This window comes from Streptomyces sp. NPDC091972 (assembly GCF_044756385.1).
Lineage (GTDB): Bacteria > Actinomycetota > Actinomycetes > Streptomycetales > Streptomycetaceae > Streptomyces.
On the sequence record NZ_JBIVSV010000017.1, the window covers coordinates 25468 to 46652 of the forward strand.

Genomic DNA, 21185 nt, shown 5'->3' on the forward strand with positions numbered 1-21185 from the left:
CCGCCGGCCCTGCTGACCGGTGCCGGCGGCACCCGGTACCGGCTGCCAGCCCACGCACCGGCTGACCCGCCCGTGCTCCCGGATGCCGGACGGGGCTGCCGACGGGGGCCTCGTGGCTCGCCGGTGCGCAGCCGGTGCGACCGCCGTGGTGTCCGAACCCCCGAGCGCGTCGGCCGCGCACGACCACTCTCGTGCCTGCCCCGTAGCGCACCGAACCGCCCCGATAGCCTTGCTGCCCGTGACTCCCACCCTCATCTGGATTCTCGTCGCGCTCGTCGCGATCGGCCTTTACCTGAGCTGGACCGCGGGCCGTCTCGACCGGCTGCACGCCAGGATCGACGCCACGCGCGCGGGCCTGGACGCACAGCTGCTCCGCCGGGCCTCCGTCGCCCAGGAACTGGCCACCTCGGGCGTGCTCGACCCGGCCGCGTCGATCGTGCTGTACGAGGCCGCGCACGCCGCCCGGCAGGCCGAGGAGGAGCAGCGGGAGGTCGCGGAGAGCGAGCTGAGCCAGGCGCTGAGGGCGGTGTTCGCGGAACCGGCCCAGGTGGAGGCGGTGCGCGAGGCGCCCGGGGGAGAGGCTGCCGCCCACGAGCTCACCGAGGCGGTGCGCCGGGTGCCGATGGCCCGCCGCTTCCACAACGACGCCGTCGGCGCCGCCCGCCGACTCCGCCAGCACCGCAAGGTCCGCTGGTTCCGCCTGGCCGGCCACGCCCCGTTCCCGATGGCCTTCGAGATGGACGACGAACCGCCTGCGGCCCTGGTGGACCGGGCCGCGTAGGACAGCGACGAGCCGGGGGCACCTGACTTCATGGCCCGGGGTCCGCGCGAGATGGTGGTGGCCCGGGTCGCCCGGACCGCGTAGGACCGTGACGGAGGTCCGCTCGGGGGACCGGAACGGGACGCTCAGCGGGGAGTGCCGCAGTCCCGCGGGATCGCGGGCCATGGCCGGCACACGTCGCGCCCCCCGCCCTCTGGATGGTGGACGAGACCGGCACTCGGACGAGGGCCGGCCGCCGCGCCACCCTCCCGCCGCTTCGCGAAGCAGCAAGCGCCGCCCTCCCGCCCCATCGCCAAGCGGCACGCGCCGCCCGCAGTCCACCCTCGTGGGTCCCACCGCCGTGTCTCCCGTGCCGCGGGGCCGCCCCAGCCTCACGGTCCCGCACACCGCCCGCGCCCCAAGTGGCCCGTGCCGCGCGGACCATGGCCGCCGTCAGCCCGAGGACATCGACAAACGGGCCACCGTCCGAGCCGCGCCGTCGCGCCCGGGCCCGCCCGGCCTCCTCACCCGTCGTGAGCCATCCCCGGCCACCCGAGCAGCAAAAACGATCCACCGCCTCCCCATTGGCCCTTGCTGTGGCCTGCTTCGGTGACGTTTCCTCGGTGCTGCAGTAATCCCCTTTCACTTCAGCGAGGTCAACCCGTGTCCAGCACCGAGAACCAGGCTCCCGAGACCGGCACCGCGCGCGTGAAGCGCGGCATGGCTGAGCAGCTCAAGGGCGGCGTGATCATGGACGTCGTCACGCCGGAGCAGGCGAAGATCGCGGAGGACGCGGGCGCCGTCGCCGTCATGGCGCTGGAGCGGGTCCCGGCCGACATCCGCAAGGACGGCGGCGTGGCCCGCATGTCCGACCCGGACATGATCGAGGGCATCATCGAGGCCGTGTCCATCCCGGTCATGGCGAAGTCCCGTATCGGCCACTTCGTCGAGGCCCAGGTCCTCCAGTCCCTCGGCGTCGACTACATCGACGAGTCCGAGGTCCTCACCCCGGCGGACGAGGTCAACCACTCCGACAAGTGGTCCTTCACCACCCCCTTCGTCTGCGGTGCCACCAACCTGGGCGAGGCCCTGCGCCGCATCGCCGAGGGCGCTGCCATGATCCGCTCCAAGGGCGAGGCCGGCACCGGTAACGTCGTCGAGGCCGTCCGCCACCTGCGCCAGATCAAGAACGAGATCGCCAGGCTGCGCGGCTACGACAACCACGAGCTGTACGCCGCCGCCAAGGAGCTGCGCGCCCCGTACGAGCTCGTCAAGGAGGTCGCCGAGCTCGGCAAGCTCCCGGTCGTGCTGTTCTCCGCCGGTGGTGTCGCCACCCCCGCCGACGCCGCGCTCATGCGTCAGCTCGGTGCCGAGGGCGTCTTCGTCGGCTCCGGCATCTTCAAGTCCGGCGACCCGGCCAAGCGCGCCGCCGCGATCGTGAAGGCCACCACCTTCTACGACGACCCGAAGATCATCGCGGACGCGTCCCGCAACCTCGGCGAGGCCATGGTCGGCATCAACTGCGACACCCTCCCCGAGACCGAGCGCTACGCCAACCGCGGCTGGTAACCACTCATGAGCACTCCTGTCATAGGCGTCCTGGCCCTCCAGGGCGACGTCCGGGAGCACCTCGTCGCCCTGGCCGCGGCCGACGCCGTGGCCAGGCCGGTGCGGCGCCCCGACGAACTCGCCGAGGTGGACGGCCTCGTCATCCCCGGCGGCGAGTCCACCACCATCTCCAAGCTGGCCGTCCTGTTCGGCGTGATGGAGCCCCTACGCGCGCGCGTGCGCGACGGCATGCCCGTCTACGGCACCTGCGCGGGCCTGATCATGCTCGCCGACAAGATCCTCGACCCGCGCTCGGGCCAGGAGACGATCGGCGGCATCGACATGATCGTGCGCCGCAACGCCTTCGGACGCCAGAACGAGTCCTTCGAGGCAGCCGTGGACGTCAAGGGCGTTCCGGGCGATCCTGTGGAGGGCGTCTTCATCCGCGCCCCCTGGGTGGAGTCCGTCGGCGCCGAGGCCGAGGTGCTCGCCGAGCACGACGGCCACATCGTCGCGGTCCGTCAGGGCAACGCGCTCGCCACGTCGTTCCACCCGGAACTGACCGGCGACCACCGCGTGCACTCTCTCTTTGTCGACATGGTGCGCGCGTACCGGACGCGGGAGTCCTTGTAGGATCTCAGGCGTTGGTTGCAGAGATGGGTTACGCGAAGGAGACAGGCAGATGTCCGGCCACTCTAAATGGGCCACGACGAAGCACAAGAAGGCCGTGATCGATGCCAAGCGCGGCAAGCTCTTCGCGAAGCTGATCAAGAACATCGAGGTCGCGGCGCGCATGGGCGGCGTCGACCTGGACGGCAATCCGACGCTGTACGACGCCGTGCAGAAGGCGAAGAAGTCGTCCGTTCCGAACAAGAACATCGACTCCGCGATCAAGCGTGGCGGCGGTCTCGAGGCCGGCGGCGCCGACTACGAGACGATCATGTACGAGGGTTACGGCCCGAACGGCGTCGCGGTGCTCATCGAGTGCCTCACCGACAACCGCAACCGCGCCGCCTCCGACGTCCGCGTCGCCATGACGCGCAACGGCGGCTCCATGGCCGACCCGGGCTCGGTGTCGTACCTCTTCAACCGCAAGGGCGTCGTCATCGTCCCCAAGGGCGAGCTGACCGAGGACGACGTCCTCGCCGCCGTCCTGGACGCGGGCGCCGAGGAGGTCAACGACCTGGGCGAGTCCTTCGAGGTGCTCAGCGAGGCCACCGACCTGGTCGCGGTCCGCACCGCCCTCCAGGACGCCGGGATCGACTACGACTCCGCCGACGCCAACTTCGTCCCGACCATGCAGGTCGAGCTGGACGAGGAGGGCGCCAAGAAGATCTTCAAGCTGATCGACGCTCTCGAGGACAGCGACGACGTGCAGAACGTCTTCGCCAACTTCGACGTGAGCGACGAGGTCATGGAGAAGGTCGACGCGTAACGCTGTCGCGAACTGAGCGGCTCCGGCGGGCCGGTGGGACACACCCCACCGGCCCGCCGCCGTTGTCGGTGCCAGCAGATAGCCTGCACAAACAGGCGAGCGAGAGGGAGGGGGCACGGTGCGCGTACTCGGGGTGGACCCCGGTCTCACGCGATGCGGAGTCGGCGTGGTCGAGGGGGTCGCCGGCCGGCCGCTCACCATGATCGGCGTCGGGGTCGTCCGCACGCCCGTGGACGCCGAGTTGGGGCAGCGGCTCGTCGCCGTGGAGCAGGGCATCGAACAGTGGCTGGACGAGCACCGGCCCGAATTCGTCGCCGTGGAGCGGGTGTTCAGCCAGCACAACGTCCGTACGGTGATGGGCACCGCCCAGGCGAGCGCCGTCGCCATGCTGTGCGCCGCCCGCCGAGGCATCCCCGTCGCCCTGCACACCCCGAGCGAGGTGAAGGCCGCCGTCACCGGCAGCGGCCGCGCCGACAAGGCCCAGGTCGGCGCCATGGTCACGCGTCTGCTGCGACTCGACGCACCGCCCAAGCCGGCCGACGCCGCAGACGCCCTCGCACTCGCCATCTGCCACATCTGGCGCGCCCCCGCCCAGAACCGGCTCCAGCAGGCCGTCGCCCTGCACACAGCGACAGCACGGACCACAGCACGGAAAGGCCGTACGGCATGATCGCCTTCGTGAGCGGCACAGTCGCCGCACTCGCTCCCGACACCGCGGTGCTCGAGGTCGGCGGTGTCGGCATGGCGGTGCAGTGCACGCCGAACACGCTGTCGACGCTCCGCCTCGGCCAGCCCGCCAAGCTCGCCACCTCCCTCGTCGTCCGCGAGGACTCCCTCACCCTCTACGGCTTCGTCGACGACGACGAGCGCCAGGTGTTCGAGCTGCTCCAGACCGCCAGCGGGGTCGGCCCGCGCCTCGCCCAGGCCATGCTGGCCGTGCACGCGCCGGACGCCCTGCGCCGGGCGGTGGCCACCGGTGACGAGAAGGCGCTCATCGCGGTGCCCGGCATCGGCAAGAAGGGCGCCCAGAAGCTGCTCCTGGAGCTGAAGGACCGGCTCGGCGAGCCCATCGGGGCCCCCGCGATCGGCGCCCCGGTCACCCAGGGCTGGCGCGACCAGCTGCACGCCGCCCTGATCGGCCTGGGATACGCCACGCGCGAGGCCGACGAGGCCGTCACCGCCGTGACCCCGCAGGCGGAGGCGGCCGAGGGCACGCCCCAGGTCGGCCAGCTGCTGAAGGCGGCCCTCCAGACCCTGAACCGCGCCCGCTGATCCACCCGACACAGAGGCACACCACATGAACTGGGACGACACCACCGACGACACCGCCGCCGAGCGGCTCGTCGGTGCGTCCGCCGACCGTGAGGACCAGGCCGTCGAGGCCGCGCTGCGCCCCAAGGACCTGGACGAGTTCATCGGCCAGGAGAAGGTCCGCGAACAGCTCGACCTGGTCCTGCGGGCCGCACGCGCGCGCGGAGCCACCGCCGACCACGTCCTGCTCTCCGGCGCCCCCGGCCTCGGCAAGACCACCCTGTCGATGATCATCGCGGCAGAGATGGGCGCCCCCATCCGCATCACCTCCGGCCCCGCCATCCAGCACGCCGGCGACCTCGCCGCGATCCTCTCCTCCCTCCAGGAGGGCGAGGTCCTCTTCCTCGACGAGATCCACCGCATGTCGCGGCCCGCCGAGGAGATGCTGTACATGGCGATGGAGGACTTCCGCGTCGACGTCATCGTCGGCAAGGGGCCCGGCGCCACCGCGATCCCGCTGGAGCTGCCCCCGTTCACCCTGGTCGGCGCCACCACGCGCGCGGGCCTGCTGCCGCCCCCCTTGCGCGACCGCTTCGGCTTCACCGCGCACATGGAGTTCTACGAACCCGCCGAGCTGGAGCGCGTCATCCACCGCTCGGCCAACCTGCTCGACGTCGAGATCGGCTCCGACGGCGCCGCCGAGATCGCGGGACGCTCCCGCGGCACACCCCGCATCGCCAACCGCCTGCTCCGCCGGGTGCGCGACTACGCCCAGGTCAAGGCCGACGGGATCATCACCCGCGACATCGCCGCGGCGGCCCTCAAGGTCTACGAGGTCGACGCCCGCGGCCTCGACCGCCTCGACCGCGGAGTCCTGGAGGCCCTGCTCAAGCTGTTCGGCGGCGGCCCGGTCGGCCTGTCCACGCTCGCCGTGGCGGTGGGGGAGGAGCGCGAGACCGTCGAGGAGGTGGCCGAACCCTTCCTCGTACGGGAGGGTCTGCTCGCCCGCACCCCGCGCGGACGGGTCGCCACTCCCGCCGCATGGGCGCATCTCGGTCTCACCCCGCCCCGCTCGGCGTCCACGGGAAACGGACAACAGGACCTGTTCGGGACGTGATGCCTTTGTGACGGCGAAGCATTGGCCCGGTCCGGAACCCAGGTGCGATGCTGAGCGTTGTTCCCTGCGCGCGGACTCGCTTAGACTCCGCCGATGCCGCCCTTGTCGGCGGTGCACACACCCCCAACCATCAGGCCGCTCACCATCGCGGTCGCGTGAAGGAAGTTCCGACCCGTGAGTCTCGTGACCCTCCTCCCGTTCATCGTGCTCATCGGGGCCATGTTCCTGATGACCCGGTCGGCCAAGAAGAAGCAGCAGCAGGCCGCCAACATGCGGAACGAAATGCAGCCCGGCAGCGGCGTCCGCACGATCGGGGGTATGTACGCGACGGTCAAGGAGGTCAACGACGACACCGTCCTCCTCGACGCGGGCCCGGGCGTGGAACTCCTCTTCGCGAAGAACGCCATCGGTGCCGTACTGACGGACGACGAGTACAACCGCATCGTCCACGGCATCGAGCACGACCTGAAGTCCGACGCCGACGTCGTCCCGGACGACGCCTCCTCCCTCACCGAGACCGACGAGTCCGCCGACGAAGCTGCCGCCGCCTCCGACGAGAAGTCCGTCGACCTCGGTAAGAAGGACACGGCCGAGCAGCCCGCCGACGACGCGCCCGCCGCGGCCGCCGAGGCGAAGTCGGACGACGAGCCGAAGAAGACCGACGGCGACACCGGCGCGAAGTAGTCGCACTCCGGGGCGCGCGGCGGACCAGCTCCGCGCGCCCCGGACCTGCGCGTCTCGCACGGGGATCCCGACACCAGTCATGGCCGCCCGCCCGCCGACCCGGCGCGAGAGCGGCCCGAGAGGGAGTACGAGAAGGTGGCAGCACCCAAAAGGGGCCGGAGCGCGAGTGCCCAGAGCAAGCCAGGGCGCACGCTGGCCCTGATCCTGATCGCCATCGTGGCGCTCACCGGTGGAATGTTCCTGTCCGGACACACCACCCCGCGCCTCGGCATCGACCTCGCCGGAGGCACCAGCATCACGCTGGAGGCCAAGGCCGAACAGGGGTCCGCGATCAACAAGGCCAACATGGACACCGCGGTCGACATCATGAACCGCCGGGTCAACGGCCTGGGCGTCTCCGAGGCGGAGGTGCAGACCCAGGGTGATCGCAACATCATCGTGAACATCCCCAAGGGCACCAACTCGAAGGAGGCCCGCGAGCAGGTCGGCACCACCGCCAAGCTGTACTTCCGCCCGGTCCTGGCCCAGGAGGCCACCGGCAGCGCCGCGGCCACCTCGCCGAGCCCGTCGGCCAGCGGCTCCTCGAAGGCCTCGCCGAGCCCCTCCGCGAGCAAGTCCGGTTCCACGGGCGAGAAGGCGACCTCGTCGTCCTCCCCGTCGGCGTCCGCCACCTCGCAGGGCCGCGCCGTCACCGACGCGCTGAAGGCCGACTCCACGCCGTCGGCGTCCGCGAGCGCGTCGAGCTCCGCCTCCCCGTCGGCCTCCGCGAGCGGCGGCACCGGCACCTCGGGCGACGCCAAGATCCAGGCCCAGTACGCCGCCCTGGACTGCTCCAAGAAGGCCCAGCGCACCACCGCGGGCGAGGGCGCCAAGCCGGGCGAGACCACCGTGGGCTGCGGCGAGATCTCCGGCGTCTGGTACAAGTACCTGCTCGGCCCGGCCGCCGTCGACGGCACCGAGGTCAAGAAGGCCCAGGCGGTCTTCGACACGCAGACCGCCGCCGGCTGGCAGGTCACCATGACCTTCAACAGCAAGGGCGCCAAGAAGTTCGCGGACATCACGGGCCAGCTCGCCAAGAACGCCCAGCCGCAGAACGAGTTCGGCATCGTCCTGGACGGCGAGGTCGTCTCCAGCCCCTACGTCAGCTCCTCGATCACCGGCGGCAACGCCCAGATCTCCGGCAGCTTCACGCAGGAAGAGGCCCAGAACCTCGCCAACATGCTGTCGTACGGCGCCCTCCCGCTCTCCTTCAAGGAGGCCACCGTCACCACGGTCACCGCCGCGCTCGGCGGTGACCAGCTGCACGCCGGCCTCCTCGCCGGTGCCATCGGCCTCCTGCTGGTCGTGGTCTACCTGGTGGCGTACTACCGGGGCCTGTCGCTCGTCGCGATGGCCTCGCTCCTCGTCTCCGGCATCCTCACCTACGTGATCATGTCGCTGCTCGGCCCGACGATCGGCTTCGCGCTGAACCTGCCGGCCGTGTGCGGTGCCATCGTCGCGATCGGTATCACCGCGGACTCGTTCATCGTGTACTTCGAACGCATAAGGGACGAGATCCGCGAGGGCCGCTCGCTGCGTCCCGCCGTCGAGCGGGCCTGGCCGCGTGCCCGGCGCACCATCCTGGTCTCCGACTTCGTGTCGTTCCTCGCCGCCGCGGTGCTGTTCGTCGTGACGGTCGGCAAGGTCCAGGGCTTCGCGTTCACGCTCGGTCTGACCACCGTGCTCGACGTCGTGGTGGTCTTCTTCTTCACCAAGCCGCTCATGACGCTGCTGGCCCGCCGCAAGTTCTTCGCGAGCGGCAGCAAGTGGTCCGGCCTCGACCCGAAGAGCCTGGGTGCCAAGCCGCCGCTGCGCCGCACCCGCCGTCCCGCCCCCGCCCAGACGAAGGAGGCGTGAGCATGTCGAAACTCGGCAACATCGGCGCCCGGCTGCACCGTGGCGAGATCAGCTACGACTTCATCGGTCACCGCAAGCTCTGGTACGGCATCTCGATCCTGATCACCATCACGGCGATCGTGGGCCTCGCGGTGCGCGGCCTCAACATGGGCATCGACTTCCAGGGCGGCGCGGTCTTCACCACCGAGAAGACCAGCGTCTCGGTCTCCCAGGCCGAGGAGTACGCCAAGGAGGCCTCCGGCCACGACGCCGTGGTGCAGAAGCTCGGCAACGGCACGCTGCGCATCCAGATCGCCGGCATGGACACCCAGCAGTCCGACGAGATCAAGACCGACCTGGCCAAGGACTTCAAGGTCGACCCGGAGACCATCGCCGCCGACCTGGTCGGACCGAGCTGGGGCGACCAGATCGCCAACAAGGCCTGGCAGGGCCTGGCGATCTTCATGGTCCTCGTCGTGATCTACCTGGCGATCGCCTTCGAGTGGCGCATGGCCATCGCGGCGCTCGTCGCCCTGATCCACGACATCACCATCACCGTCGGCATCTACGCCCTCGTCGGCTTCGAGGTCACGCCGGGCACGGTGATCGGTCTGCTGACCATCCTCGGTTACTCGCTCTACGACACGGTGGTCGTCTTCGACTCCCTCAAGGAGCAGACGAAGGACATCACCAAGCAGAACCGCTGGACCTACAGCGACATCGCCAACCGCTCCATCAACAGCACCCTGGTCCGCTCGATCAACACCACGGTGGTCGCGCTGCTTCCGGTGGCGGGCCTGCTGTTCATCGGCGGCGGCTTCCTCGGCGCGGGCACGCTCAACGACATCTCGCTGTCGCTGTTCGTGGGTCTCGCCGCCGGCGCGTACTCCTCGATCTTCATCGCCACCCCGCTCGTCGCCGACCTCAAGGAGCGCGAGCCGGCGATGAAGGCCCTCAAGAAGCGGGTCCTGGCCAAGCGCGCCCAGGCGTCCGTCGAGGAGGAAGTCGCCGAGAGCCGGGGCGAGTACCTGGACGACGGTGAGCCGGAGGACGACACCGCCCACGCGGTCGTCGGTCCGCGCACCCAGCCCGCGTCCCGCGGCCGGGGCCGTGGCCGTCCCTCGGGGAAGCGCCGATGACCGACGTCAAGGAGCTGCTGCTCAGCCGTATCCGCGATGTGGCCGACTACCCGGAGCCGGGCGTGATGTTCAAGGACATCACCCCGCTCCTGGCGGACCCGGCGGCGTTCACGGCGCTCACCGACGCCCTGGCCGCGGTCGCCGCGAGCACCGGCGCCACCAAGGTCGTCGGTCTTGAGGCCCGGGGCTTCATCCTCGGCGCCCCGGTCGCCGTCCGCGCGGGACTGGGCTTCATCCCCGTGCGCAAGGCGGGCAAGCTCCCCGGGGCGACCCTCAGCCAGGCGTACGACCTGGAGTACGGCTCGGCGGAGATCGAGGTGCACGCGGAGGACCTGTCCGCGGGCGACCGCGTCCTGATCGTCGACGACGTCCTGGCCACGGGAGGCACGGCCGAGGCGTCCATCGAGCTGATCCGCCGCGCGGGCGCGGAGGTCGCGGGCCTCGCGGTCCTGATGGAACTGGGCTTCCTGAACGGCCGGCCCCGCCTGGAGCCGGCACTGGCGGGGGCTCCGCTGGAAGCGCTGCTGGTGGTCTGACCGCCGACGTCATCGCTCTCGAAACGGCCGTTCCGGAACACCGGGACGGCCGTTTCCCATGAGCGGGCAGGGCGCTGCACCCTCCGGAATGCCGGTGGTCACCCCTCGTGTTCCACAGGTAGACGTCCCTCACATCGGCCTGCGGGCGATCCCGGGGCGCAGGATCGCTACCATGGGTTCTCCGGAGCCTGACCGGGGGACCCGGATCGCGCACGAGGAGTCCTCTTGCCAGACGAGGCCCAGCCACTGACCGCCGCCAAGCCCGAGCCCGCCTCGGCGCCCGCGGCGAAGCCCGCGCCGGACGCGAAGACCGTGACGAACGACGCCCGCGGGCCGGTCGAGCACGCCCAGTCCGCCCCCGTCGACAAGCCGGCCGAACCGCCCCGGCCCAAACCGGCCTCACCCGAGCCCGCCACCCCGGCGACCCGCACCAACGCGGGCCAGCCCGCCCGCACCGGCTCCTCCAACCGCGTCCGCGCCCGTCTGGCCCGTCTCGGCGTCCAGCGCTCCAACCCGTACAACCCGGTCCTGGAGCCGCTGCTGCGGATAGTGCGCAGCAACGACCCGAAGATCGAGACGGCGACCCTGCGCCAGATCGAGAAGGCGTACCAGGTCGCCGAGCGCTGGCACCGCGGTCAGAAGCGCAAGAGCGGCGACCCGTACATCACCCACCCCCTCGCCGTGACCACGATCCTCGCCGAGCTCGGCATGGACCCGGCGACCCTGATGGCGGGCCTGCTGCACGACACCGTCGAGGACACCGAGTACGGCCTCGACCAGCTCCGCCGCGACTTCGGCGACTCGGTCGCCCTGCTCGTCGACGGCGTCACCAAGCTGGACAAGGTCAAGTTCGGCGAGGCCGCGCAGGCCGAGACCGTGCGCAAGATGGTCGTCGCCATGGCCAAGGACCCGCGCGTCCTGGTCATCAAGCTCGCCGACCGCCTGCACAACATGCGCACCATGCGCTACCTCAAGCGCGAGAAGCAGGAGAAGAAGGCGCGCGAGACGCTGGAGATCTACGCTCCGCTCGCCCACCGTCTCGGCATGAACACCATCAAGTGGGAGCTGGAGGACCTCGCCTTCGCGATCCTCTACCCCAAGATGTACGACGAGATCGTACGGCTGGTGGCCGAGCGGGCGCCCAAGCGCGACGAGTACCTGGCCATAGTGACCGACGAGGTGCAGTCCGACCTGCGCGCGGCCCGGATCAAGGCCACCGTCACCGGCCGCCCGAAGCACTACTACAGCGTCTACCAGAAGATGATCGTCCGCGGCCGTGACTTCGCGGAGATCTACGATCTGGTCGGCATCCGCGTCCTGGTGGACACGGTCCGCGACTGCTACGCGGCGCTGGGCACGGTCCACGCCCGCTGGAACCCGGTTCCGGGGCGGTTCAAGGACTACATCGCGATGCCCAAGTTCAACATGTACCAGTCGCTGCACACGACGGTCATCGGGCCCAACGGCAAGCCGGTCGAACTCCAGATCCGCACCTTCGACATGCACCGCCGCGCCGAGTACGGCATCGCCGCGCACTGGAAGTACAAGCAGGAGGCCGTCGCCGGCACCTCCAAGGTCCGCTCGGACCAGCCGAGGACCACCGGCAAGGACGACCACCTCAACGACATGGCGTGGCTGCGCCAGCTCCTGGACTGGCAGAAGGAGACCGAGGACCCCGGTGAGTTCCTGGAGTCCCTGCGCTTCGACCTCTCCCGCAACGAGGTCTTCGTCTTCACGCCCAAGGGCGACGTCATAGCGCTGCCGGCCGGGGCCACCCCGGTGGACTTCTCGTACGCGGTGCACACCGAGGTGGGCCACCGCACGATAGGAGCCCGCGTCAACGGCCGCCTCGTGCCGCTGGAGTCGACGCTCGACAACGGCGACCTCGTCGAGGTCTTCACGTCCAAGGCGCCCGGGGCCGGACCGTCCCGGGACTGGCTGAACTTCGTCAAGTCGCCGCGGGCCCGCAACAAGATCCGTGCCTGGTTCTCCAAGGAGCGCCGCGACGAGGCGATCGAGCAGGGCAAGGACGCCATCGTCCGCGCGATGCGCAAGCAGAACCTGCCGATCCAGCGCATCCTCACCGGCGACTCCCTCGTGACGCTCGCGCACGAGATGCGGTACTCCGACATCTCCGCGCTGTACGCGGCGATCGGCGAGGGCCATGTCTCCGCGCAGAACATCGTGCAGAAGCTGGTCCAGGCGCTCGGCGGCGAGGAGGCGGCCACCGAGGAGATCGACGAGTCGGTCCCGCCGACCCGCGGTCGCGGACGCAAGCGGCGCTCCAGCGCCGACCCGGGCGTGATCGTCAAGGGCGTCGAGGACGTGTGGGTCAAGCTGGCCCGTTGCTGCACCCCCGTCCCCGGCGACCCGATCATCGGTTTCGTCACGCGCGGTAGTGGCGTATCGGTTCACCGCAGCGACTGCGTCAACGTCGAGTCACTGTCCCGTGAGCCGGAGCGCATCCTCGAGGTGGAGTGGGCGCCCACGCAGTCCTCGGTCTTCCTGGTCGCCATCCAGGTCGAGGCCCTGGACCGCTCCCGGCTCCTGTCCGACGTCACCCGCGTCCTGTCCGACCAGCACGTCAACATCCTCTCCGCGGCCGTCCAGACCTCCCGCGACCGGGTCGCCACCTCCCGGTTCACCTTCGAGATGGGCGACCCCAAGCACCTGGGCCACGTCCTGAAGGCGGTCAGGGGCGTGGAGGGCGTGTACGACGTCTACCGCGTGACATCGGCGCGGAACCGGTCGTAGCCGACATGCGAAAAGGGCCCCGGGAGACCGGGGCCCTTTCGTGTGTACGGCCTTGTCAGCCGCCGAACTCCTGGAGCCCCTTGAGCGCCTGGTCCAGGAGCGCCTGGCGGCCCTCCAGCTCACGCTCCAGCTTGTCGGCCTTGGCGTTGTTGCCCTGGGCGCGCGCCTGCTCGATCTGGCCCTTGAGCTTGTCCACGGCGGCCTGGAGCTGGCCGGTCAGACCCGCGGCACGCGCGCGTGCCTCCGGGTTGGTCCGGCGCCACTCGGTCTCCTCGGCCTCCTGGAGAGCGCGCTCGACGGCGTGCATCCGGCCCTCGACCTTCGGCCGGGCGTCCCGCGGGACGTGGCCGATGGCCTCCCAGCGCTCGTTGATCGCGCGGAAGGCGGCGCGGGCGCTCTTGAGGTCGCCGATCGGCAGGAGCTTCTCGGCCTCCTCGGCCAGCTCCTCCTTCAGCTTGAGGTTCTCGGTCTGCTCGGCGTCCCGCTCGGCGAAGACCGAGCTGCGGGCGGCGAAGAACACGTCCTGGGCGCCGCGGAAGCGGTTCCACAGGTCGTCCTCGTGCTCGCGCTGGGCGCGGCCCGCGGCCTTCCACTCGGCCATCAGCTCGCGGTAGCGGGCGGCCGTCGGGCCCCAGTCCGTCGACCCGGACAGCGCCTCGGCCTCGCCGACCAGCCGCTCCTTGGTCCTGCGGGCCTCCTCGCGCTGCGCGTCCAGCGACGCGAAGTGGGCCTTGCGGCGCTTGGAGAACGCCGAGCGGGCGTGCGAGAAGCGGTGCCACAGCTCGTCGTCCGACTTGCGGTCCAGGCGCGGCAGACCCTTCCAGGTGTCCACCAGTGCGCGCAGCCGCTCACCGGCGGCCCGCCACTGGTCGGACTGGGCCAGCTCCTCCGCCTCGGCGACCAGCGCCTCCTTGGCGTGCCGGGCCTCGTCGGACTGCTTGGCGCGCTGCTGCTTGCGCTCCTCGCGACGCTTGTCGACGGTCTCCACGAGCTTGTCCAACCGGACCTTGAGCGCGTCCAGGTCGCCGACCGCGTGATGCGCGTCGACCTGCTCGCGGATGTGGTCGATGGCCGCCTGGGCGTCCTTCGCCGACAGGTCGGTGGTCTTGACTCGCTTCTCGAGGAGGCCGATCTCGACAACCAGGCCCTCGTACTTGCGCTCGAAGTAGGCCAGGGCTTCCTCGGGGGAGCCGGCCTGCCAGGAACCGACGACCTGCTCGCCGTCGGCCGTACGCACGTACACGGTCCCCGTCTCGTCGACGCGGCCCCACGGGTCGCTGCTCACAGCGCCTCCTCCACATGATGCCTGCGAGGGGCTGGTGTTCCCCCGGGCATCGTCCACAGTTTCGTCACGGCCAACATAGGCGACCGGCGGGTGGCCTGTCCGCATCCCGCGCGACCGAAATTTCGCACTTGACGGTCAGGATTTGGTGACGGTCGCCTTGTTGATCACGACGGTCGCGTTCGGCGCGCCGTCGCCCGCTCCGGTGCTCTCACCGGCCGCGGCGATCTTCTTCAGCACCTTCATACCGGATTCCGAGATGGTCCCGAACGGGGTGTAGCTCGGGGGCAGCTGGCTGTCCTGGTAGACCAGGAAGAACTGGCTTCCTCCAGTGTGCGCCTGACCGGTGTTCGCCATCGCGACGGTGCCCGCCGGGTAGACGTTGGACTTGAGGCTCTTGTCCTTAAGGTTCTCGTCCGGGATGGTGTAGCCCGGTCCGCCGCTGCCGGAGCCCGTCGGGTCGCCGCACTGCAGGACGTAGATGCCGTTGGTGGTGAGCCGGTGGCACTTGGTGTGGTCGAAGTAGCCCTTGCCCGCCAGGAAGTCGAACGAGTTCACGGTGTGCGGGGCCGCCGACGCCTTCAGGGCTATGCCGATCTCACCGCAGGTGGTCGCGAGGTTCAGGGTGTACTTGGCCGACTTGTCGATGGACATCGCCGGCTCCTTCTTCCAGGTCTCCGTCTTGACCTTGCCGGGGGCCGCCTTCTCGCACGGGTCCGGCGCCTTGCTGGTGGCCTCCGCGCTCGGGGTCGCCTCCGCGCTCGCGTTGGCCTTGTCGTCGTCCTTCATGACCCCGGAGGTGTAGAGCGCCAGGCTGCCCACCAGGACCACGCCGAGCACCGACGCGATCACAGAGTTGCGTACACGGGCCTTGCGGCGCGCGGCCGTACGCCGCTGCTGCTGCCGCAAGAACTTCTCCCGCGCGAGCTGCCGCTTCCGCTGTTCCTGGGTGACCACGGGGTTTTCTCCTCATGCGTCTCGTCCGCCGACCGGTACGCATGCGTCCTGTGAAGCGACCGCCTGCGTGTGCCCCGTACCGTATATGGGTTCGCTGAGGAATCGGCAGCGCCGGTAGGCTCTGACCACTGGGTCAGCCGCCCGGAAGACCGCCCGTACCGACACAAACCGAGGACGATCGTGCTCATTGCCGGGTTCCCCGCCGGGGCCTGGGGGACGAACTGTTATCTCGTCGCCCCCGCCGCCGGTGAGGAGTGCGTGATCATCGACCCCGGCCACCAGGCCGCCGAAGGCGTCGAGGAAGCACTGAGGAAGCATCGGCTCAAGCCCGTCGCCGTCGTCCTCACGCACGGCCACATCGATCATGTGGCCTCGGTCGTCCCGGTGTGCGGGGCGCACGGGGTACCGGCGTGGATCCACCCCGAGGACCGCTACATGATGAAGGACCCGTCGATGGGCCTCGGGCGTTCCGTCGGGATGCCGCTCATGGGTGAGATCACCGTGGGGGAGCCGGACGACGTCAAGGAGCTGTCCGACGGCGCGAAGCTGGAGCTCGCGGGCCTGGAGCTGTCCGTCGCGCACGCACCGGGCCATACCAAGGGGTCGGTGACCTTCCGGATGCCCGAGACCGCGGAGATCCCTTCCGTGTTCTTCTCCGGGGATCTGCTCTTCGCCGGCTCCATCGGACGCACCGACCTGCCCGGCGGTGACATGGCCGAGATGCTCGACTCGCTGGCCCGCGTGTGCCTGCCGCTCGACGACTCGACCGTGGTGCTGTCCGGCCACGGCCCCCAGACGACCATCGGCCAGGAGCGCGCCACCAACCCGTACCTGCGGGAAGTGGCCGCCGGCCAGGGAGAGGGTTCACAGACCCCTCCCCGACGAGGAATGTGACGAGAGACTTCGTGAGCACCTTTCAGGCCCCCAAGGGCACGTACGACCTGATCCCGCCGGACAGCGCCAAGTACCTGGCCGTCCGCGAGGCGATCGCCGCACCGCTGCGCACCTCCGGCTACGGCTACATCGAGACGCCCGGCTTCGAGAACGTCGAGCTGTTCGCGCGCGGGGTCGGCGAGTCCACCGACATCGTCACCAAGGAGATGTACGCCTTCGAGACCAAGGGCGGCACCAAGCTCGCCCTGCGCCCCGAGGGCACCGCCTCCGTGCTGCGCGCGGCGCTGGAGGCCAACCTGCACAAGGCGGGCAACCTGCCCGTCAAGCTCTGGTACTCCGGCTCGTACTACCGCTACGAGCGCCCCCAGAAGGGCCGTTACCGCCACTTCTCGCAGGTCGGCGCCGAGGCGATCGGCGCGGAGGACCCGGCCCTCGACGCCGAGCTGATCATCCTGGCCGACCAGGCGTACCGCTCGCTGGGCCTCAGGAACTTCCGCATCCTGCTCAACAGCCTGGGCGACAAGGAGTGCCGGCCGGTGTACCGGGCCGCGCTCCAGGAGTTCCTGCGCGGCCTGGACCTCGACGAGGACACCCTGCGCCGGGCGGACATCAACCCGCTGCGCGTCCTCGACGACAAGCGCGAGTCGGTCCAGAAGCAGCTCGGGGACGCGCCCCTGCTGCGCGACTACCTCTGCGACGCCTGCAAGGCGTACCACGAGGAGGTCCGTGAGCTGATCACCGCGGCGGGCGTCGCCTTCGAGGACGACCCGAAGCTGGTGCGCGGCCTCGACTACTACACCCGTACGACCTTCGAGTTCGTCCACGACGGTCTGGGCTCCCAGTCCGCGGTGGGCGGCGGCGGCCGCTACGACGGTCTGTCCGAGATGATCGGCGGCCCCGCGCTGCCGTCCGTCGGCTGGGCCCTCGGCGTCGACCGCACGGTCCTCGCCCTGGAGGCGGAGGGAGTCGAGCTCGAACTCCCCTCCACGACCAGCGTGTTCGCGGTGCCGCTGGGCGAGGAGGCCCGGCGGATCCTCTTCACGAAGGTCACCGAACTGCGCAAGGTCGGCATCGCGGCGGACTTCTCCTACGGCGGCAAGGGCCTCAAGGGCGCCATGAAGAACGCCAACCGCAGCGGCGCCCGCTACACGATCGTGGCCGGTGAACGCGACCTCGCCGAGGGTGTCGTCCAGCTCAAGGACATGGAGTCCGGGGAGCAGTCGGCGATCGGGGTCAACGAGATCGTGGCGGAGCTGGAGTCGAGGCTGGGCTGAGGCCGGTCGAGCAGGTCGTACCGCACGGCACTGGCGACAGCTGCCGTGCGGTCGGCCGCGCCCAGCGGGACCTCGTACAGCGTGGTGCCCGTCATGCCGGTGACGAGAACCAGCCAGATCCTGCCCAGGACATACGCCGCCCTGGTCGGGGTCTCTGTGCATCACATACGGGCCGTCGTCCGGGCCGGCCCTCGGCTCCCGGAACTGCCGCCCGGCCGCTGCCCGCCCGACAGGGCCTTGATCCGGCCGCCCGATCGTCAACCCGGCGGGCGCGGATTCGTCCTGCCGGACGATTCCCACACGGGATCGCCACACGGGACCACCACGCGCGCGTGCCGTGCGCCGGGTCCGCCCCTTCCGGAACCCGGTCGCCCCGGAGGATCTCCACCGCGGTGCTCTGCCCGCGCTATCGGCTCCGAGCAGGCCGAAGACCTCGCCCCCGGCGGATGCCGAGGTCCATCCCGTCGACCGCGGTCACGTCCCCGTACCGCTTGCGCAGCCCTCGAACGTCCACCGCCGGTTCGTTCGGGTGTGTGGCCGTGCCCCCGAGCCCCGGCCGGAACCGAACGCTCGGGGACGACCGTGCGTACTTCCTTATGTCCGCCGAACGGTGGGCAAGCCCCCGCGTGCGGCACAATGGCCCCTGCCCGAAGAAGGTCCAACTCTCAAGCAGACGGATCGGCGTGATGAGCAAGACCACAGTGAAAGACGTCTCCACGGAGCCCGAGCCCTCGCCGGCGAGCGCCGGCGCCGCGCCCCGGACGGTGGGCGGCAGCCGTGCCTTCGCGCTGCTGCTGGTGATCACCGGCGCCGCCGGACTGCTCGCCGCGTGGGTCATCACGATCGACAAGTTCAAGATCCTCGAGGGGAAGGTCAGCGGGAAGACGTTCACGCCGAGCTGCTCCCTGAACCCGATCGTCTCCTGCGGCAGCGTCATGGAGAGCAAGCAGGCCGCCGCCTTCGGGTTCCCCAACCCGATGCTCGGCCTGGTCGCCTACGGCATCGTGATCTGCGTCGGCATGAGCCTGCTGGCCCGCGCCACCTTCCCGCGCTGGTACTGGCTCACCTTCAACTTCGGCACGCTCTTCGGCGTGCTCTTCGTCACCTGGCTCCAGTTCCAGTCGCTGTACCGGATCAACGCGCTGTGCCTGTGGTGCTCGCTGGCCTGGGTCGCCACGATCACGATGTTCTGGTACGTCACCTCGTTCAACGTCCGCAACGCCTTCCTGCCGTCCCCGGGCTGGCTCAAGCGCTTCCTCGCCGAGTTCACCTGGGTCCTGCCGGTCACGCACTGCGGCATCATCGCGATGATGATCCTGACCCGCTGGGGCTCCAGCCTCTGGGCCTGAGGCCCCGGCGCGTTGTCAGTGCGGTGACATAGGGTTTCGAACGTGGAGCCCGATCTGTTCACCGCGGCGGCGGAAGAGCGCCAGGAGAAGGACCCGGCCGGCAGCCCCCTGGCGGTCCGGATGCGCCCGCGCACCCTCGACGAGGTGGTGGGCCAGCAGCACCTGCTCAAGCCGGGCTCACCGCTGCGCCGGCTGGTCGGCGAGGGCAGCGGCGGTCCCGCCGGCCCCTCCTCGGTGATCCTCTGGGGCCCGCCCGGCACCGGCAAGACGACCCTGGCGTACGTCGTCTCCAAGGCCACCAACAAGCGTTTCGTGGAGCTCTCCGCGATCACCGCCGGCGTCAAGGAGGTCCGCGCGGTCATCGACGGCGCCCGCCGCGCCACCGGCGGCTTCGGCAAGGAGACCGTCCTCTTCCTCGACGAGATCCACCGCTTCAGCAAGGCCCAGCAGGACAGCCTGCTCCCCGCGGTCGAGAACCGCTGGGTGACTCTCATCGCGGCGACCACCGAGAACCCCTACTTCTCGGTCATCTCCCCGCTCCTGTCCCGCTCCCTCCTGCTGACCCTCGAACCCCTCACGGACGACGACCTCAGAGGGCTCCTCAAGCGGGCGCTGAGCGACGAGCGGGGCCTGAAGGCCGCCGTCGCCCTACCCGAGGACACCGAGGACCACCTCCTGCGGATCGCCGGCGGCGACGCCCGCCGCGCCCTGACCGCTCTGGAGGCCGCCGCCGGGGCCGCCCTCGACAAGGGCGAGCCGGAGATCTCCCTCACCACACTGGAGGAGACGGTCGACCGCGCGGCCGTGAAGTACGACCGCGACGGCGACCAGCACTACGACGTGGCCAGCGCCCTCATCAAGTCCATCAGGGGCTCCGACGTGGACGCGGCCCTGCACTACCTGGCCCGCATGATCGAGGCCGGCGAGGACCCCCGCTTCATCGCCCGCCGCCTGATGATCTCCGCCAGCGAGGACATCGGCCTCGCCGACCCCAACGCCCTGCCCATCGCCGTCGCCGCCGCCCAGGCCGTCGCCATGATCGGCTTCCCCGAGGCCGCGCTGACGCTGAGCCACGCCACCATCGCCCTCGCGCTCGCCCCGAAGTCCAACGCGGCGACCCTGGCGATCGGCGCCGCCATGGAGGACGTACGCAAGGGACTGGCAGGCCCGGTGCCGCCGCACCTGCGCGACGGGCACTACAAGGGCGCCGTCAAACTCGGCCATGCGCAGGGGTACGTCTACCCCCACGACCTGCCCGAGGGCATCGCCGAGCAGCAGTACGCCCCGGACGCCATCAAGGACCGCGAGTACTACGAACCCACCCGGCACGGCGCCGAGGCCCGGTACGCGGACGCCGTGGAGTGGACCCGCAAGCACCTCGGTCGCAAGCGGTCCTGAGCACCCTGTAGAATCCCCCGAAGTGCTGTGTCCCGTGCAGTCAGAACGGGACGGTCAGCCGGAACCCCCAGTGGGTTCCAGGAGCGTCGCGCACCGTTCGAATGGTGTCGCGGGCAGCCCACCACCCCTCGTCGTACGACGAAGACGGTCGGTGGGCCACTCGCGTGCTGCACGTATGTGCCCAGACCAGGGGAGCGGCTGCCCAACGGGTCCGATCCAGGACCTTGCGGGTTTCCCCGGCTGCGGATGCGACCTCCCATAACTCTGACGAGCCGAACACCAAGAGATGAGAGATCGTGGCGAACCAGTCCCGCCCCAAGGTCAAGAAGTCGCGTGCCCTCGGCATCGCGCTGACCCCGAAGGCCGTCAAGTACTTCGAGGCCCGTCCCTACCCCCCGGGTGAGCACGGCCGTGGCCGCAAGCAGAACTCGGACTACAAGGTCCGTCTGCTGGAGAAGCAGCGTCTGCGCGCGCAGTACGACGTGTCCGAGCGCCAGCTCGTCCGCGCCTACGAGCGTGCCTCCAAGGTTCAGGGCAAGACCGGTGAGGCCCTGATCATCGAGCTCGAGCGTCGTCTCGACGCGCTGGTCCTGCGTTCGGGCATCGCCCGCACGATCTACCAGGCCCGCCAGATGGTCGTCCACGGCCACATCGAGGTCAACGGTCAGAAGGTCGACAAGCCGTCCTTCCGCGTCCGTCCCGACGACGTCGTGATGGTCCGCGAGCGCAGCCGCGAGAAGACCCTCTTCTCGATCGCCCGTGAGGGCGGCTTCGCCCCCGAGGGCGAGACCCCGCGCTACCTCCAGGTGAACCTCAAGGCCCTGGCGTTCCGCCTGGACCGTGAGCCGAACCGCAAGGAGATCCCGGTGATCTGCGACGAGCAGCTCGTCGTCGAGTACTACGCCCGCTGATCACCGGCAGGCCGTAGCACC

At 70.2% G+C, this 21185-nt stretch carries 19 protein-coding genes and 1 pseudogene; 17 read left to right on the forward strand and 3 right to left on the reverse strand.

Features of this window, described 5'->3' with window-relative positions; genetic code table 11:
- Positions 1-238 precede the first annotated feature (238 nt).
- The 12 genes from ACIQJT_RS36825 (at position 239) to ACIQJT_RS36880 (ending at position 13099) form a co-directional block, all read left to right on the forward strand.
- The gene (locus tag ACIQJT_RS36825; protein ID WP_053851779.1) at positions 239-781 is read left to right on the forward strand and encodes a hypothetical protein; all 543 of its coding nucleotides are present in this window, start codon (positions 239-241) and stop codon (positions 779-781) included.
- Between the two features lie 642 nt (positions 782-1423).
- Positions 1424-2329, forward strand: coding sequence for a pyridoxal 5'-phosphate synthase lyase subunit PdxS (gene pdxS / locus ACIQJT_RS36830; protein WP_123759535.1), 906 nt, complete (start codon positions 1424-1426; stop codon positions 2327-2329).
- A gap of 6 nt (positions 2330-2335) precedes the next feature.
- On the forward strand, positions 2336-2941 hold the full coding sequence (gene pdxT, locus ACIQJT_RS36835; RefSeq protein ID WP_123987962.1) for a pyridoxal 5'-phosphate synthase glutaminase subunit PdxT: 606 nt from the start codon (positions 2336-2338) through the stop codon (positions 2939-2941).
- A gap of 49 nt (positions 2942-2990) precedes the next feature.
- Positions 2991-3743 (forward strand): YebC/PmpR family DNA-binding transcriptional regulator, encoded by a 753-nt coding sequence (locus tag ACIQJT_RS36840; protein WP_053849910.1) that lies wholly within the window; start codon positions 2991-2993, stop codon positions 3741-3743.
- 118 nt (positions 3744-3861) lie between these two features.
- Positions 3862-4413 carry a crossover junction endodeoxyribonuclease RuvC gene (gene ruvC, locus ACIQJT_RS36845; protein ID WP_037714968.1) on the forward strand — a complete coding sequence of 184 codons (552 nt, stop codon included), beginning with the start codon at positions 3862-3864 and terminating at the stop codon, positions 4411-4413.
- On the forward strand, positions 4410-5015 hold the full coding sequence (gene ruvA, locus ACIQJT_RS36850) for a Holliday junction branch migration protein RuvA (protein ID WP_053849912.1): 606 nt from the start codon (positions 4410-4412) through the stop codon (positions 5013-5015). Before ruvC ends, ruvA begins: the two co-directional genes overlap by 4 nt.
- 25 nt (positions 5016-5040) lie before the next feature.
- Entirely contained in the window at positions 5041-6111 is a 1071-nt protein-coding gene (gene ruvB / locus ACIQJT_RS36855; RefSeq protein ID WP_365461646.1) for a Holliday junction branch migration DNA helicase RuvB, read from the forward strand.
- A 174-nt stretch (positions 6112-6285) separates the two neighbouring features.
- Complete coding sequence (yajC, locus tag ACIQJT_RS36860) at positions 6286-6795, forward strand: preprotein translocase subunit YajC (protein ID WP_053849914.1); 510 nt, start codon at positions 6286-6288, stop codon at positions 6793-6795.
- A gap of 135 nt (positions 6796-6930) precedes the next feature.
- Positions 6931-8691, forward strand: coding sequence for a protein translocase subunit SecD (gene secD, locus ACIQJT_RS36865; RefSeq protein ID WP_365461643.1), 1761 nt, complete (start codon positions 6931-6933; stop codon positions 8689-8691).
- A 2-nt stretch (positions 8692-8693) separates the two neighbouring features.
- Positions 8694-9809, forward strand: coding sequence for a protein translocase subunit SecF (gene secF / locus ACIQJT_RS36870; RefSeq protein ID WP_365461641.1), 1116 nt, complete (start codon positions 8694-8696; stop codon positions 9807-9809).
- Entirely contained in the window at positions 9806-10345 is a 540-nt protein-coding gene (locus ACIQJT_RS36875; RefSeq protein ID WP_365461639.1) for an adenine phosphoribosyltransferase, read from the forward strand. Before secF ends, ACIQJT_RS36875 begins: the two co-directional genes overlap by 4 nt.
- Positions 10346-10570: 225 nt before the next feature.
- Entirely contained in the window at positions 10571-13099 is a 2529-nt protein-coding gene (locus ACIQJT_RS36880) for a bifunctional (p)ppGpp synthetase/guanosine-3',5'-bis(diphosphate) 3'-pyrophosphohydrolase (protein ID WP_053852272.1), read from the forward strand.
- 55 nt (positions 13100-13154) lie between these two features.
- Here the strand turns inward: ACIQJT_RS36880 and ACIQJT_RS36885 are convergent, their stop codons facing one another.
- Together ACIQJT_RS36885 and ACIQJT_RS36890 are read right to left on the reverse strand one after the other, a co-directional pair.
- Positions 13155-14384, reverse strand: a complete 1230-nt coding sequence (locus ACIQJT_RS36885; protein WP_053852273.1) for a DUF349 domain-containing protein — start codon at positions 14382-14384, stop codon at positions 13155-13157.
- A 135-nt stretch (positions 14385-14519) separates the two neighbouring features.
- Positions 14520-15338, reverse strand: coding sequence for a peptidylprolyl isomerase (locus tag ACIQJT_RS36890; RefSeq protein WP_053852274.1), 819 nt, complete (start codon positions 15336-15338; stop codon positions 14520-14522).
- Between the two features lie 180 nt (positions 15339-15518).
- On the opposite strand from ACIQJT_RS36890, the gene ACIQJT_RS36895 reads away from it, so the two are divergent.
- Together ACIQJT_RS36895 and hisS are read left to right on the forward strand one after the other, a co-directional pair.
- Complete coding sequence (locus ACIQJT_RS36895) at positions 15519-16232, forward strand: MBL fold metallo-hydrolase (protein ID WP_365461636.1); 714 nt, start codon at positions 15519-15521, stop codon at positions 16230-16232.
- An 11-nt stretch (positions 16233-16243) separates the two neighbouring features.
- On the forward strand, positions 16244-17506 hold the full coding sequence (hisS, locus tag ACIQJT_RS36900) for a histidine--tRNA ligase (RefSeq protein ID WP_365461634.1): 1263 nt from the start codon (positions 16244-16246) through the stop codon (positions 17504-17506).
- A gap of 249 nt (positions 17507-17755) precedes the next feature.
- Here the strand turns inward: hisS and ACIQJT_RS36905 are convergent.
- Positions 17756-18020 (reverse strand): annotated as a pseudogene (locus ACIQJT_RS36905) (ABC transporter ATP-binding protein); the annotation flags it as partial.
- Positions 18021-18192: 172 nt separating this feature from the next.
- Between ACIQJT_RS36905 and ACIQJT_RS36910 the strand changes: the two are divergent.
- From ACIQJT_RS36910 to rpsD, 3 genes are all read left to right on the forward strand, one after another.
- Positions 18193-18855 carry a vitamin K epoxide reductase family protein gene (locus ACIQJT_RS36910; protein ID WP_402650037.1) on the forward strand — a complete coding sequence of 221 codons (663 nt, stop codon included), beginning with the start codon at positions 18193-18195 and terminating at the stop codon, positions 18853-18855.
- A 42-nt stretch (positions 18856-18897) separates the two neighbouring features.
- Positions 18898-20253 (forward strand): replication-associated recombination protein A, encoded by a 1356-nt coding sequence (locus ACIQJT_RS36915; RefSeq protein ID WP_402650038.1) that lies wholly within the window; start codon positions 18898-18900, stop codon positions 20251-20253.
- 296 nt (positions 20254-20549) lie between these two features.
- A complete protein-coding gene (gene rpsD / locus ACIQJT_RS36920) occupies positions 20550-21164 on the forward strand; it encodes a 30S ribosomal protein S4 (protein WP_015661793.1) in 615 nt (204 codons plus the stop codon).
- The last annotated feature ends 21 nt before the right edge of the window (positions 21165-21185 follow it).